This window comes from Pseudomonas sp. TSO6, from assembly GCF_056098905.1.
In genome coordinates this window covers 77,435-90,613 of sequence record NZ_JBLZWV010000074.1, presented here as the reverse complement: position 1 = coordinate 90,613, position 13,179 = coordinate 77,435, and the positions used below count along the sequence as shown (strand labels likewise).

Below are 13,179 nucleotides of genomic sequence, written 5' to 3'. Positions count from 1 at the left end.
TGTAGCGCGCAGTCGGAAATCACTACGAAGAGTTGAATAGGGGTTAATCCACCCCTATACTCTGCGCGCATTTTGTCGGCACAAATTATGCCAAGTCATAGCTGACTTGTTGGTCGACTTCCGAGGAGCAGTTGTGATGGAAATCCGCACGCCAAACCGCCTGCCTTTCCATCGCTGGGCGGTTTTTCCGGTACTGCTGGCTCAATTCGTCGTACTGCTGCTGGCAACCCTGGTGTTGTGGCAGTGGAAAGGGGCGGTCAGTGGATATTCAGGCCTTTGCGGAGGTTTGATTGCGTGGCTGCCCAATGTGTATTTCGCCTGGAAGGCTTTTCGCTTCAGCGGAGCTCGGGCAGCACAAGCCATCGTCAAGTCGTTCTACGCTGGCGAGGCAGGCAAGATGATTTTGACGGCAGTGCTTTTTGCACTGACCTTCGCAGGAGTGAAGCCACTGGCGCCGTTAGCAGTATTCGGCGTCTTCGTGTTGACCCTTTTGGTCAGCTGGTTCGCGCCCCTGCTGATGAATAAAAGACTTTCGAGACCTTAGGGCGTTTGAGGCAACCATGGCAGCAGAAACCGCTTCGGGCTATATCCAGCACCACTTGCAGAACCTGACCTACGGTCAACTACCAGACGGCAGCTGGGGCTTTGCCCATTCGGCTGCAGAAGCCAAGGCAATGGGCTTCTGGGCGTTCCACCTGGACACCCTGGGTTGGTCCGTCGCGCTGGGTCTGATCTTCCTGTTCATTTTCCGCATGGCGGCAAAGAAGGCGACTTCCGGCCAGCCTGGCGGTCTGCAGAACTTCGTGGAAGTGATGGTCGATTTCGTCAACGGCAGCGTGAAGGACTCCTTCCACGGCCGTAGCCCGGTAATCGCACCGCTGGCACTGACCATCTTCGTCTGGGTATTCCTGATGAACGCCGTCGACCTGGTACCGGTCGACTGGATTCCTCAGCTGGCCATCCTGATTTCCGGTGATCCGCACATTCCGTTCCGCGCCGTGTCGACCACCGACCCGAACGCGACCCTGGCCATGGCCTTCAGCGTGTTCGCCCTGATCATCTTCTACAGCATCAAGGTCAAGGGCCTGGGCGGCTTCATCGGTGAACTGACCCTGCACCCGTTCGGCAGCAAGAACATCTTCGTGCAGATCCTGCTGATTCCGGTCAACTTCCTGCTCGAATTCGTCACCCTGATCGCCAAACCGATCTCGCTGGCACTGCGTCTGTTCGGCAACATGTATGCCGGCGAACTGGTGTTCATCCTGATCGCGGTCATGTTCGGCTCCGGCCTGCTGTGGCTCAGCGGCCTGGGTGTGGTGCTGCAATGGGCGTGGGCTGTGTTCCACATCCTGATCATCACCCTGCAAGCTTTCATCTTCATGATGCTGACCATCGTCTACCTGTCGATGGCGCACGAAGATAACCATTAAGACCGCCTGGCGTGTCTGATAGCCTTCCCCGCCTGTTCGGGGGGAGGGCTTAAAAAGTCCGCAAGGGCAGCTGTACTCACGATTTGTTTTACCGCTTCAAACTAAAAACCTAACCAATACGACGTAAAAGTCGGGAGGAAAGATGGAAACTGTAGTTGGTCTGACCGCTATCGCTGTTGCTCTGCTGATCGGCCTGGGTGCTCTGGGTACCGCCATTGGTTTCGGCCTGCTGGGCGGCAAATTCCTGGAAGGCGCTGCTCGTCAACCAGAAATGGTTCCGATGCTGCAGGTCAAAATGTTCATCGTTGCCGGTCTGCTCGACGCCGTAACCATGATCGGTGTTGGTATCGCTCTGTTCTTCACCTTCGCGAATCCGTTCGTTGGTCAGATCGCCGGCTAATCACTCGTCACCACGAGTTGATGGCTGTATGAATTAAGACCGAGCGAGGTGTTGGCGTGAACATTAATGCAACCCTGATTGGCCAATCCGTTGCTTTCCTGATTTTTGTACTCTTCTGCATGAAGTATGTATGGCCTCCGGTCATCACTGCTCTGCAAGAGCGCCAAAAGAAGATTGCCGACGGTTTGGACGCTGCCAACCGCGCAGCTCGCGACCTGGAGCTGGCCCAAGAGAAAGCGGGTCAGCAACTGCGTGAAGCTAAAGCACAGGCAGCCGAAATCATTGAGCAAAGCAAGAAACGCGCTGCTCAGCTTGTCGAGGAAGCCCGTGAACAGGCCCGCGTCGAAGCTGACCGTGTGAAGGCTCAGGCTCTGGCCGAGATCGAACAGGAACTGAACAGCGCTAAAGACGCCCTGCGTGCCCAAGTGGGTGCTCTGGCCGTTGGCGGTGCTGAAAAGATCCTTGGCGCCACAATCGATCAAAACGCGCATGCGGAGCTGGTTAACAAACTGGCCGCTGAAATTTAAGCGAGGGCGATCATGGCAGAACTGACCACGTTGGCCCGACCTTACGCTAAGGCTGCCTTTGAGCATGCCCAGGCCCATCAGCAACTGGCCAATTGGTCAGCCATGCTCGGCCTGGCTGCTGCGGTGTCGCAAGACGACACCATGCAGCGCCTGCTCAAGGCCCCGCGACTGACGAGCGCAGAAAAGGCCGCCACGTTCATTGACGTGTGCGGTGACAAGTTCAATGCACAGGCACAGAATTTCATTCATGTTGCCGCGGAAAACGACCGTCTCCTGCTTCTGCCGGAGATTGCCGCTCTGTTTGACCTGTACAAGGCCGAGCAAGAGAAATCCGTGGACGTGGAAGTCACCAGTGCCTTCGCGTTGAACCAAGAACAGCAAGACAAACTCGCCAAGGTTCTCAGTGCACGGTTAGGCCAGGAAGTGCGCCTGCACGCGTCGGAGGATGCCAGCCTGATTGGCGGCGTCGTCATCCGCGCTGGTGACCTGGTAATCGATGGCTCTGTTCGCGGCAAAATCGCGAAACTGGCCGAAGCATTGAAATCTTGAGTTTGAAGGGGCAGCAGAGCAATGCAGCAACTCAATCCTTCCGAAATTAGTGAAATCATCAAGGGCCGCATCGACAACCTCGATGTGAGCTCCCAAGCCCGTAACGAAGGTACCGTTGTTTCGGTTTCCGACGGTATCGTGCGGATCCACGGTCTGGCCGACGTCATGTACGGCGAAATGATCGAGTTCCCGGGCGGCGTCTACGGCATGGCCCTGAACCTGGAGCAAGACTCCGTAGGTGCAGTGATCCTGGGTGCCTACGACACCCTCGCCGAAGGCATGAGCGCCAAGTGCACCGGCCGCATCCTGGAAGTTCCGGTTGGTAAGGAACTGCTGGGTCGCGTCGTCGACGCACTGGGCAACCCGATCGACGGCAAAGGTCCTCTGGGCAACACCCAGACCGACGCGGTCGAAAAAGTTGCTCCAGGCGTGATCTGGCGTAAGTCGGTAGACCAGCCTGTACAGACTGGCTACAAATCCGTCGACGCCATGATCCCTGTCGGCCGTGGCCAGCGTGAGCTGATCATTGGCGACCGTCAGATCGGCAAGACCGCCATGGCCATCGACGCCATCATCAACCAGAAAGACTCCGGTATTTTCTGTGTTTATGTAGCTGTCGGCCAGAAGCGTTCCACCGTTGCCAACATCGTTCGCAAGCTGGAAGAAAACGGCGCCCTGGCCAACACCATCGTGGTTGTTGCCAGTGCTTCGGAATCCGCCGCACTGCAATTCCTGGCGCCATACGCCGGTTGCACCATGGGCGAGTTCTTCCGTGACCGCGGTGAAGACGCTCTGATCGTTTACGATGACCTGTCCAAGCAGGCCGTTGCCTACCGTCAGATCTCCCTGCTGCTGCGCCGTCCACCAGGACGTGAAGCGTACCCAGGCGACGTGTTCTATCTCCACTCCCGTCTGCTGGAGCGTGCATCGCGCGTTTCGGAAGAGTACGTCGAGAAGTTCACCAACGGTGCTGTCACTGGCAAAACCGGTTCCCTGACCGCTCTGCCAATCATCGAAACCCAGGCTGGCGACGTTTCCGCGTTCGTTCCGACCAACGTGATTTCCATCACCGACGGTCAGATCTTCCTGGAGTCGGCCATGTTCAACTCGGGCATCCGCCCTGCAGTGAACGCCGGTGTTTCGGTATCCCGCGTAGGTGGTGCCGCTCAGACCAAGATCATCAAGAAGCTGTCCGGTGGTATTCGTACCGCGCTGGCTCAGTACCGTGAACTGGCTGCATTCGCCCAGTTCGCGTCCGATCTGGACGAAGCGACCCGCAAGCAGCTGGAGCATGGTCAGCGCGTTACCGAGCTGATGAAGCAGAAACAGTACGCGCCAATGTCCATCGCGGACATGGCACTGTCGCTGTACGCCGCTGAGCGTGGCTTCCTGACCGACGTAGAAGTCTCCAAGATCGGCAGCTTCGAGCAAGCACTGATCGCCTTCTTCAACCGTGATCACGCTGAACTGATGGCGAAGATCAACGTGAAGGGTGACTTCAACGACGAAATCGACGCAGGCCTGAAAGCCGGTATCGAGAAGTTCAAGGCCACCCAGACCTGGTAAGCCGCAGCGGGGGCCCTGGCCCCCGCTTGCTAACCTGATAGGTGATACATGGCAGGCGCAAAAGAGATTCGCAGTAAGATTGCGAGCATCAAAAGCACGCAAAAAATTACCAGCGCCATGGAGAAAGTGGCGGTCAGCAAGATGCGCAGGGCACAAATGCGCATGGCTGCTAGCCGTCCTTACGCGGAGCGTATCCGCCAGGTGATCGGTCATCTGGCCAACGCCAACCCGGAATACCGCCACCCGTTCATGATCGAGCGCCCTGTAAAGCGCGCCGGTTATATCGTGGTGAGCAGTGACCGTGGTCTGTGCGGTGGCTTGAATACCAACCTGTTCAAGGCCTTGGTCAAGGACATGAGCGCAAACCGCGAACAGGGCGTGGAAATCGACCTGTGCGTGATCGGCAGCAAGGGTGCGACTTTCTTCCGCATCTTTGGCGGCAACGTCGTAGCAGCGATCAGCCACTTGGGCGAAGAGCCATCGATCAACGATCTGATCGGTTCCGTCAAAGTGATGCTGGACGCCTACCTGGACGGCCGTATCGATCGCCTCTCCGTGGTTTCGAACAAGTTCATCAACACCATGACCCAGAAGCCAACGGTCGAACAATTGGTACCGTTGGTGGCAACCCCGGATCAGGATCTCAAGCATCACTGGGATTACCTGTACGAACCCGACGCAAAAGAGCTGCTGGACGGCTTGATGGTGCGTTACGTGGAGTCGCAGGTATACCAGGCGGTGGTCGAGAACAACGCTGCTGAACAAGCGGCCCGGATGATCGCCATGAAGAACGCCACAGACAACGCCGGTGATTTGATCAAAGAGCTTCAGTTGATCTACAACAAGGCGCGTCAGGCTGCGATCACCCAGGAGATCTCGGAAATCGTCGGCGGCGCTGCCGCGGTTTAACGGTTCAAAAATTCAGAGGATCCAGCTATGAGTAGCGGACGTATCGTTCAAATCATCGGCGCCGTCATCGACGTGGAATTCCCACGTGATGTCGTGCCGAGTGTATACAACGCGCTGAAAGTACAAGGCGCGGAAACCACCCTGGAAGTTCAGCAGCAGCTGGGCGACGGCGTGGTTCGTACCATTGCGATGGGCTCCACCGAAGGCCTGAAGCGCGGTCTGGAAGTCGTTGACTCCGGCGCTGCCATTTCCGTTCCTGTTGGTAAGGCCACCCTGGGCCGTATCATGGACGTACTGGGCAACCCGATCGACGAAGCCGGCCCGATCGGTGAAGAAGAGCGTCGCGGTATCCACCAGCCAGCGCCTTCGTTCGCTGACCAGGCAGGCGGCAACGACCTGCTGGAAACCGGCATCAAGGTTATCGACCTGGTTTGCCCGTTCGCCAAGGGTGGTAAAGTTGGTCTGTTCGGTGGTGCCGGTGTCGGCAAGACCGTAAACATGATGGAACTGATCCGTAACATCGCCATGGAACACAGCGGTTACTCCGTGTTCGCTGGTGTGGGTGAGCGTACTCGTGAGGGTAACGACTTCTACCACGAGATGAAGGACTCCAACGTTCTCGACAAAGTAGCACTGGTCTACGGTCAGATGAACGAGCCACCAGGAAACCGTCTGCGCGTAGCGCTGACCGGCCTGACCATGGCTGAGAAGTTCCGTGACGAAGGTAACGACGTTCTGCTGTTCGTCGACAACATCTATCGTTACACCCTGGCCGGTACCGAAGTATCCGCACTGCTGGGCCGTATGCCTTCGGCAGTAGGTTACCAGCCGACCCTGGCTGAAGAGATGGGCGTTCTGCAAGAGCGCATCACCTCCACCAAGGAAGGTTCGATCACCTCCGTACAGGCCGTATACGTACCTGCGGACGACTTGACCGACCCGTCGCCAGCGACCACCTTCGCCCACTTGGACGCCACCGTCGTTCTGTCCCGTGACATCGCCTCCCTGGGTATCTACCCAGCGGTCGATCCACTGGACTCGACTTCGCGTCAGCTGGACCCGAACGTGATCGGCAACGAGCACTACGACACCGCTCGTGGCGTTCAGTATGTTCTGCAGCGCTACAAAGAGCTGAAGGACATCATTGCGATCCTGGGTATGGACGAACTGTCCGAGACCGACAAGCAACTGGTAGCCCGCGCTCGTAAGATCCAGCGCTTCCTGTCGCAGCCGTTCTTCGTGGCCGAAGTCTTCACCGGTTCGCCAGGCAAGTACGTTTCCCTGAAAGACACCATCGCTGGCTTCAGCGGCATCCTCAAAGGTGACTACGACCACCTGCCAGAACAAGCGTTCTACATGGTCGGCAGCATCGACGAAGCGATCGAGAAAGCCAAGAAACTGTAATTCCTGCGCCCCGCAAGGGGCGCTATCAGGTTGAGGCAAGCAGATGGCTATGACAGTCCATTGCGATATCGTCAGCGCGGAAGGAGAAATTTTCTCCGGTCTGGTCGAGATGGTGGTTGCGCACGGTAACCTGGGTGATCTTGGTATCGCTCCAGGCCACGCGCCGCTGATCACCAATCTGAAGCCAGGTCCGATTACGCTGACCAAGCAGGGTGGCGCCCAAGAGGTGTTCTACATCTCTGGTGGTTTCCTCGAGGTTCAGCCGAACATGGTCAAGGTGCTTGCCGATACCGTGCAACGTGCTGCAGACCTGGATGAAGCGCAAGCTCAGGAAGCCCTCAAGGCTGCCGAGAACGCCCTGAATCTGAAAGGCGCGGACTTCGACTACAGTGCCGCCGCCGCACGTCTGGCCGAGGCCGCAGCCCAGCTGCGTACCGTCCAGCAAATGCGCAAAGGCAAGTAATCGGCCTCGGCTGATAACTTCTGTTGCGATTGAGTAAAAGGGTAGCCTCGGCTACCCTTTTTCTTTTTCTGATTTTTCTCCCCTCGGTCTTTCACTGACCGCCCAGGATTGGTAGCCAGTAATGTCACTCGATATCGTTATCCTCGCCGCCGGCCAAGGCACCCGCATGCGCTCGGCGCTGCCCAAGGTGCTGCACCCGGTAGCCGGCAACTCCATGCTCGGCCATGTTATCCACAGCGCGCGCCAACTACAGCCACAAGGTATTCACGTGGTCATTGGTCATGGTGCCGAGCTGGTTCGCGAGCGCCTGGCTGCTGACGACCTGAACTTCGTCATGCAGGAAAAACAGTTGGGTACCGGCCATGCGGTAGCCCAGGCACTGCCGGCCGTGACCGCTGACACCGTGCTGGTGCTGTACGGCGATGTGCCGTTGATCGAAGTGGAGACCCTGCAACGCCTGTTGGCCAAGGCCAATGACCAGCAGCTGGGCCTGCTCACGGTCACGCTCGACGACCCGACCGGCTATGGCCGCATCGTGCGGAACGAGCAAGGCCAGGTGACTGCCATCGTTGAGCACAAGGACGCCAACGACGCGCAGAAAGCGATCAAGGAAGGCAACACCGGTATTCTGGCCCTGCCAGCAGCGCGCCTGGCCGACTGGATGGGCCGCCTGTCGAACAACAATGCCCAAGGTGAGTACTACCTGACCGACGTCATCGCCATGGCAGTGGCCGACGGGCTGGTGGTGGCCACTGAACAGCCACATGACCCGATGGAAGTGCAGGGCGCCAACGATCGTCGTCAGCTGTCTGAGCTGGAGCGTCACTACCAGCTGCGTGAAGGCCGCCGGCTGATGGCCCAGGGTGTGACGCTGCGCGACCCGGCGCGCTTCGATGTACGGGGTGAAGTGACCGTTGGTCGTGATGTGCTGATCGACATCAACGTGATTCTCGAAGGCAAAGTGGTCATCGAGGACGATGTGCAGATCGGCCCAAACTGCGTCATCAAGAACACCACCCTGCGCAAAGGCGCGGTGGTCAAGGCCAACAGCCACCTCGAAGGCGCCGTGATGGGCGAGGGCAGCGATGCCGGCCCGTTCGCCCGCCTGCGCCCTGGCAGCGTGCTGGACGCCAAGGCCCATGTGGGTAACTTCGTCGAACTGAAAAACGCCCACCTGGGGGAAGGCGCCAAGGCCGGTCACCTGACCTACCTGGGCGATGCCGAAATTGGTGCACGCACCAATATCGGCGCTGGCACCATCACCTGCAACTACGATGGCGCCAACAAGTTCAAGACGGTAATGGGCGAGGACGTGTTTATCGGCTCGAACAACTCGCTGGTGGCGCCTGTGGAAATCAAGGCCGGCGCGACCACCGCAGCCGGTTCGACCATCACCCAGACCGTCGAAGCCGCCGACCTGGCTGTGGGTCGTGCGCGCCAGCGCAATATCTCGGGCTGGAAGCGGCCGGAAAAAATCAAGAAGAGCTGAGTTATTCACAGCTGCTTCGATCGAAAGCCGACTTATGCGAATAAGTCGGCTTTTTTATTGGCCGATCGGTAATCCCGTGGGACCGCGCCAAATCTGACAAAACTATCCACAGGGCAGCAACTGCTTGACGAAACGAGCGTGTTAGGTTTTGATTGCAACCATTATCTTTCGAAACGAAACTTAAGAGCAAATGTCGAAACGAAATACACCCCAGCGGCGGCACAATATCCTGGCTTTGCTCAGCGAACAGGGTGAGGTGAGCGTGGACGCCTTGGCCAAGCGTTTCGAAACTTCGGAAGTGACCATTCGCAAAGACCTCGCTGCCCTCGAAACCAATGGCCTGTTGCTGCGGCGCTATGGCGGTGCGGTACCGGTGCCGCAAGAACTGCTCGGTGAGCCGGCCCAGCCTGTGTCTTCCTACAAGAAGGCCATTGCGCGTGCCGCCGTCGGGCGTATCCGCGAACATGCGCGCATCATCATCGACAGCGGCAGCACCACGGCAGCCATGATCCCCGAACTGGGGCGCCAGCCCGGCCTGGTGGTGATGACCAATTCGCTGAACGTGGCCCGAGCCATCTGCGACCTCGAACACGAGCCGGTGCTGCTCATGACCGGTGGCACCTGGGATCCCCATTCAGAATCGTTTCAGGGGCAGGTCGCCGAGCAGGTACTGCGCTCCTACGATTTCGACCAACTGTTCATCGGTGCCGACGGCATCGACCTTGGCCGAGGTACCACCACCTTCAATGAGCTGCTTGGGTTGAGCCGGGTAATGGCCGAAGTCGCCCGTGAAGTGATCGTGATGGTCGAGTCGGACAAGGTGGGGCGCAAGATCCCCAACCTTGAGCTGCCCTGGGGCAGCGTGCACACCCTTATTACAGACGAACGCCTGCCCGCAGCGGCACGCGAACAAATTCAAGCCCGCGGCATCAACCTGATCTGCGCCGCGATCAGCCAGGAGCAATAAAACATGTGTGGAATCGTTGGTGCCGTCGCCGAGCGCAATATCACAGCCATCCTGATCGAAGGTCTCAAGCGTCTTGAGTACCGCGGTTACGACAGCGCCGGCCTTGCCGTGCTCACCCAGAGCGGTGAACTGCAGCGCCGCCGCCGCATCGGCAAGGTCAGCGAGCTGGACGCTGCTGTGGCAGCCGACCCACTGACTGGCCAGCTGGGCATCGCCCACACCCGTTGGGCCACCCACGGTGCGCCAACCGAAGGCAACGCCCACCCGCACTTCTCGGGCGATGAAGTGGCTGTGGTGCACAACGGCATCATCGAGAACCACGAAGAGCTGCGCGAAGAGCTGAAAGGCCTGGGCTATGTCTTCAATTCGCAGACCGACACCGAAGTCATCGTCCACCTGATCCACCACACCCTGAAGAGCATACCGGACCTGGCCGAGGCCCTGAAAGCCGCTGTTAAGCGCCTGCATGGCGCCTACGGCCTGGCACTGATCAGTGCCAAGCAGCCTGACCGCCTGGTGGCTGCACGCAGCGGCAGCCCGCTGGTCATCGGCCTGGGCCTGGGTGAAAACTTCCTGGCGTCCGACCAGTTGGCCCTGCGCCAGGTGACCGACCGCTTCATGTACCTGGAAGAAGGCGACATCGCTGAAATCCGCCGTGACCAGGTCACTATCTGGGACCAGCAAGGCAACAAGGTCCAGCGCGAAACCGTGCAGTACCATGAAGGTGCCGAAGCTGCCGACAAGGGCCACTATCGCCACTTCATGCTCAAGGAAATCCACGAGCAGCCAAGCGTTGTTCAGCGCACCCTGGAAGGCCGCCTTGGCAAGGACAACGTGCTGGTCCAGGCTTTCGGCCCAAAGGCTGCCGACCTGTTCGCCAAAGTGCGCAACGTGCAGATCGTTGCCTGCGGCACCAGCTACCACGCCGGTATGGTCGCCCGTTACTGGCTCGAAAGCCTGGCTGGCATCCCGTGCCAAGTGGAAGTGGCCAGCGAATTCCGCTACCGCAAGGTGGTGGTGCAGCCGGATACCTTGTTCGTCTCCATCTCGCAGTCTGGCGAAACCGCCGACACCCTGGCCGCACTGCGTAACGCCAAGGAGCTGGGCTTCCTCGGCAGCCTGGCAATCTGCAACGTGGGCATCAGCTCGCTGGTGCGTGAGTCGGACCTGACCCTGCTGACCTTGGCCGGCCCGGAAATCGGTGTGGCCTCGACCAAAGCCTTCACCACTCAGCTGGTGTCGCTGATGCTGCTGACCCTGGCCCTGGGCCAAGTTCGCGGTACCCTGGAAGAGGGCGTCGAAGCCGAGCTGGTTGAAGAGCTGCGTCGCCTGCCGACCCGCCTGGGTGAAGCCCTGGCCATGGACGCTACTGTCGAGAAAATCGCCGAGCTGTTCGCCGACAAGCACCACACCCTGTTCCTCGGCCGTGGTGCACAGTACCCGGTGGCGATGGAAGGTGCGCTCAAGCTCAAGGAAATCTCCTACATCCACGCCGAAGCCTACCCGGCAGGCGAGCTGAAGCACGGCCCGCTGGCACTGGTAGATAACGACATGCCGGTGGTTACCGTTGCCCCGAACAACGAACTGCTGGAGAAGCTGAAATCCAACCTGCAGGAAGTGCGTGCCCGTGGTGGCGAGTTGGTGGTGTTCGCCGACGAGCATGCTGGCATGACCAATGGTGAAGGCACTCACGTGATCAAGGTACCTCACATCGTCGATGCGCTGGCGCCGATCCTTTACACCATTCCGCTGCAACTGTTGTCGTACTACGTGGCCGTGCTGAAGGGCACCGACGTGGACCAGCCGCGCAACCTGGCCAAGTCGGTTACTGTCGAATAACCAACGCTGATTGTCCGGTTCGATAGCCCTCCAGAAGGAGGGCTTTTTGCTTTCTGATGCCTACTAAACAGCGTACCCAGACATACGATTCGGCAGCATCAACCTGGCGGCTCCGCTCAGATCTGCATCGCCATGCCGTCCACATTCATCGCTGCCTGGCGCAAAGCCTCGGAGCGGGTCGGGTGGGGGTGGCAGGTCAGGGCGATGTCTTCTGCCGAGGCCGAGAACTCCATGGCCACGCAGAACTCACCGATCATCTCGCTGACGCTTGGGCCCACCAGGTGCACACCCAGCACTTCATCGGTTTGGGCATCGGCGATGACTTTGGCGAAGCCTTCGGTCTCGTGGTTGATCTTGGCGCGGCTGTTGGCGGTGAAGGGGAACTTGCCTACTTTATAAGCACGCCCTTCGGCTTTGAGCTGCTCTTCGGTCTTGCCCACGGTGGCCAGCTCCGGGCGGGTGTAGATCACGCCAGGGATGAGGTTGTAGTTGACCTCGTGGGGCTTGCCGGCAATGCGCTCGATGCAGGCGACCGCTTCGTCTTCGGCCTTGTGCGCCAGCATCGGGCCGGAAGTGACGTCACCAATCACCCACACACCGGGCACTGAAGTGCGGTGGTGGTCGTTGCCGAGCATGCCGCGCTTGTCGGTTTCCAGGCCCACGCTTTCAAGGTTCAGCCCCTTGGTATAAGGGCGGCGGCCGATAGCCACCAGCACGTAATCGGCCTGCAGCGATTCTGCGGTGCCGCCGGCAGCGGGTTCCAGCGTCAGGCTCACGCCATCGGCACTTGCTGTGGCTTGGGTCACTTTGCTGCCCAGCTTGAACACCATGCCTTGCTTGGCGAGTGCCTTTTGCAGGGTCTTGGCGGTTTCCGTGTCGGTACCTGGGCAGATGCGATCGAGGTATTCGATAACGGTGACCTGGCTGCCCAGGCGGCGCCAGACGGAACCCAGCTCAAGGCCGATCACGCCGGCACCGATGACGACCAGGTGCTTGGGCACTTGCGGCAGCGACAGTGCGCCGGTCGAGTCGATGATGCGCTGGTTGTCGATTGTCACGCCCGGCAGAGGAGTGGGCTCGGAGCCGGTGGCGATGACCACGTCCTTGGCTTGCAGCGCCGTTTCGCTGCCATCTTCAGCCTTGACCACAACCTTGCCGACGCCGTCCAGGCGGCCCCAACCCTTGATCCAGTCGACCTTGTTCTTGCGGAACAGGTATTCGATGCCCTTGGTCAGGCCGGTCACGCTCTCGTCCTTCTGTTTCATCATCTGGGCGAGGTTGAGGGTGGGCTTGACTTCGATACCGAGGTGGGCGAACTCTTCACCGCTGGCGGCCTCGTACAGCTCGGACGCATGCAACAGTGCCTTGGAGGGCATGCAGCCCACGTTCAAACAAGTGCCGCCCAAGGTCGAGCGGCCTTCCACGCAGGCAACGCTCAGGCCCAGCTGGCCAGCGCGGATGGCTGCGTTGTAGCCGCCAGGGCCACCGCCGATGATCACCACGTCATAGGATTTCATGGGTTCAACTCCAGGATGTAGAAGCGCGAGAGGGGCACAAGGTTAAGCTGAGACGGGGGAATTGTATACAATCTGCTGTGTGGATAAGATCAGTTGGTTCTAGACCTTGGTCTCGTTTA

Annotated in this window: 13 protein-coding genes; 12 read left to right on the top strand and 1 reads right to left on the bottom strand. The window is 59.2% G+C overall.

Annotated features, from left to right (window positions below; translation table 11 throughout):
• The first annotated feature begins 136 nt into the window (after positions 1 to 136).
• The 12 genes from ACN6NG_RS29640 to glmS all read left to right on the top strand — a co-directional run bounded on the left by ACN6NG_RS29640 (position 137) and on the right by glmS (position 11,543).
• Positions 137 to 544 carry a F0F1 ATP synthase subunit I gene (locus tag ACN6NG_RS29640; protein ID WP_008092225.1) on the top strand — a complete coding sequence of 136 codons (408 nt, stop codon included), beginning with the start codon at positions 137 to 139 and terminating at the stop codon, positions 542 to 544.
• Positions 545 to 560: 16 nt separating this feature from the next.
• The gene (gene atpB, locus ACN6NG_RS29635; RefSeq protein WP_016489912.1) at positions 561 to 1,430 is read left to right on the top strand and encodes a F0F1 ATP synthase subunit A; all 870 of its coding nucleotides are present in this window, start codon (positions 561 to 563) and stop codon (positions 1,428 to 1,430) included.
• A gap of 142 nt (positions 1,431 to 1,572) precedes the next feature.
• Positions 1,573 to 1,830 (top strand): F0F1 ATP synthase subunit C, encoded by a 258-nt coding sequence (gene atpE / locus ACN6NG_RS29630; RefSeq protein WP_003097235.1) that lies wholly within the window; start codon positions 1,573 to 1,575, stop codon positions 1,828 to 1,830.
• A gap of 56 nt (positions 1,831 to 1,886) precedes the next feature.
• Positions 1,887 to 2,357, top strand: coding sequence for a F0F1 ATP synthase subunit B (locus ACN6NG_RS29625; protein WP_003253189.1), 471 nt, complete (start codon positions 1,887 to 1,889; stop codon positions 2,355 to 2,357).
• A gap of 12 nt (positions 2,358 to 2,369) precedes the next feature.
• On the top strand, positions 2,370 to 2,906 hold the full coding sequence (locus ACN6NG_RS29620; RefSeq protein ID WP_003253191.1) for a F0F1 ATP synthase subunit delta: 537 nt from the start codon (positions 2,370 to 2,372) through the stop codon (positions 2,904 to 2,906).
• A 21-nt stretch (positions 2,907 to 2,927) separates the two neighbouring features.
• Positions 2,928 to 4,472 (top strand): F0F1 ATP synthase subunit alpha, encoded by a 1,545-nt coding sequence (gene atpA, locus ACN6NG_RS29615; RefSeq protein WP_012274911.1) that lies wholly within the window; start codon positions 2,928 to 2,930, stop codon positions 4,470 to 4,472.
• Between the two features lie 48 nt (positions 4,473 to 4,520).
• On the top strand, positions 4,521 to 5,381 hold the full coding sequence (atpG, locus tag ACN6NG_RS29610; protein ID WP_016502295.1) for a F0F1 ATP synthase subunit gamma: 861 nt from the start codon (positions 4,521 to 4,523) through the stop codon (positions 5,379 to 5,381).
• 27 nt (positions 5,382 to 5,408) lie between these two features.
• Positions 5,409 to 6,785, top strand: coding sequence for a F0F1 ATP synthase subunit beta (gene atpD / locus ACN6NG_RS29605; RefSeq protein ID WP_016502294.1), 1,377 nt, complete (start codon positions 5,409 to 5,411; stop codon positions 6,783 to 6,785).
• A 43-nt stretch (positions 6,786 to 6,828) separates the two neighbouring features.
• Positions 6,829 to 7,248, top strand: a complete 420-nt coding sequence (locus tag ACN6NG_RS29600; RefSeq protein WP_041167946.1) for a F0F1 ATP synthase subunit epsilon — start codon at positions 6,829 to 6,831, stop codon at positions 7,246 to 7,248.
• Between the two features lie 121 nt (positions 7,249 to 7,369).
• Positions 7,370 to 8,737 (top strand): bifunctional UDP-N-acetylglucosamine diphosphorylase/glucosamine-1-phosphate N-acetyltransferase GlmU, encoded by a 1,368-nt coding sequence (gene glmU, locus ACN6NG_RS29595; RefSeq protein ID WP_060519796.1) that lies wholly within the window; start codon positions 7,370 to 7,372, stop codon positions 8,735 to 8,737.
• 190 nt (positions 8,738 to 8,927) lie between these two features.
• On the top strand, positions 8,928 to 9,704 hold the full coding sequence (locus ACN6NG_RS29590; RefSeq protein WP_012274906.1) for a DeoR/GlpR family DNA-binding transcription regulator: 777 nt from the start codon (positions 8,928 to 8,930) through the stop codon (positions 9,702 to 9,704).
• A 3-nt stretch (positions 9,705 to 9,707) separates the two neighbouring features.
• Entirely contained in the window at positions 9,708 to 11,543 is a 1,836-nt protein-coding gene (glmS, locus tag ACN6NG_RS29585; protein WP_063422566.1) for a glutamine--fructose-6-phosphate transaminase (isomerizing), read from the top strand.
• 116 nt (positions 11,544 to 11,659) lie between these two features.
• On the opposite strand, the gene lpdA is transcribed toward glmS, so the two are convergent.
• Positions 11,660 to 13,060 (bottom strand): dihydrolipoyl dehydrogenase, encoded by a 1,401-nt coding sequence (gene lpdA / locus ACN6NG_RS29580; RefSeq protein WP_016502290.1) that lies wholly within the window; start codon positions 13,058 to 13,060, stop codon positions 11,660 to 11,662.
• Positions 13,061 to 13,179: the final 119 nt, after the last annotated feature.

Bases quoted from the DNA above. Each gene is read 5' to 3' on its own strand.
- glmS (WP_063422566.1), top strand. From the start codon at position 9,708: ATGTGTGGAATCGTTGGTGCCGTCGCCGAGCGCAATATCACAGCCATC.
- ACN6NG_RS29590 (WP_012274906.1), top strand. From the start codon at position 8,928: ATGTCGAAACGAAATACACCCCAGCGGCGGCACAATATCCTGGCTTTG.
- atpD (WP_016502294.1), top strand. From the start codon at position 5,409: ATGAGTAGCGGACGTATCGTTCAAATCATCGGCGCCGTCATCGACGTG.
- lpdA (WP_016502290.1), bottom strand. From the start codon at position 13,060: ATGAAATCCTATGACGTGGTGATCATCGGCGGTGGCCCTGGCGGCTAC.
- ACN6NG_RS29620 (WP_003253191.1), top strand. From the start codon at position 2,370: ATGGCAGAACTGACCACGTTGGCCCGACCTTACGCTAAGGCTGCCTTT.
- atpG (WP_016502295.1), top strand. From the start codon at position 4,521: ATGGCAGGCGCAAAAGAGATTCGCAGTAAGATTGCGAGCATCAAAAGC.
- atpB (WP_016489912.1), top strand. From the start codon at position 561: ATGGCAGCAGAAACCGCTTCGGGCTATATCCAGCACCACTTGCAGAAC.
- atpE (WP_003097235.1), top strand. From the start codon at position 1,573: ATGGAAACTGTAGTTGGTCTGACCGCTATCGCTGTTGCTCTGCTGATC.
- ACN6NG_RS29600 (WP_041167946.1), top strand. From the start codon at position 6,829: ATGGCTATGACAGTCCATTGCGATATCGTCAGCGCGGAAGGAGAAATT.
- ACN6NG_RS29640 (WP_008092225.1), top strand. From the start codon at position 137: ATGGAAATCCGCACGCCAAACCGCCTGCCTTTCCATCGCTGGGCGGTT.
- glmU (WP_060519796.1), top strand. From the start codon at position 7,370: ATGTCACTCGATATCGTTATCCTCGCCGCCGGCCAAGGCACCCGCATG.
- atpA (WP_012274911.1), top strand. From the start codon at position 2,928: ATGCAGCAACTCAATCCTTCCGAAATTAGTGAAATCATCAAGGGCCGC.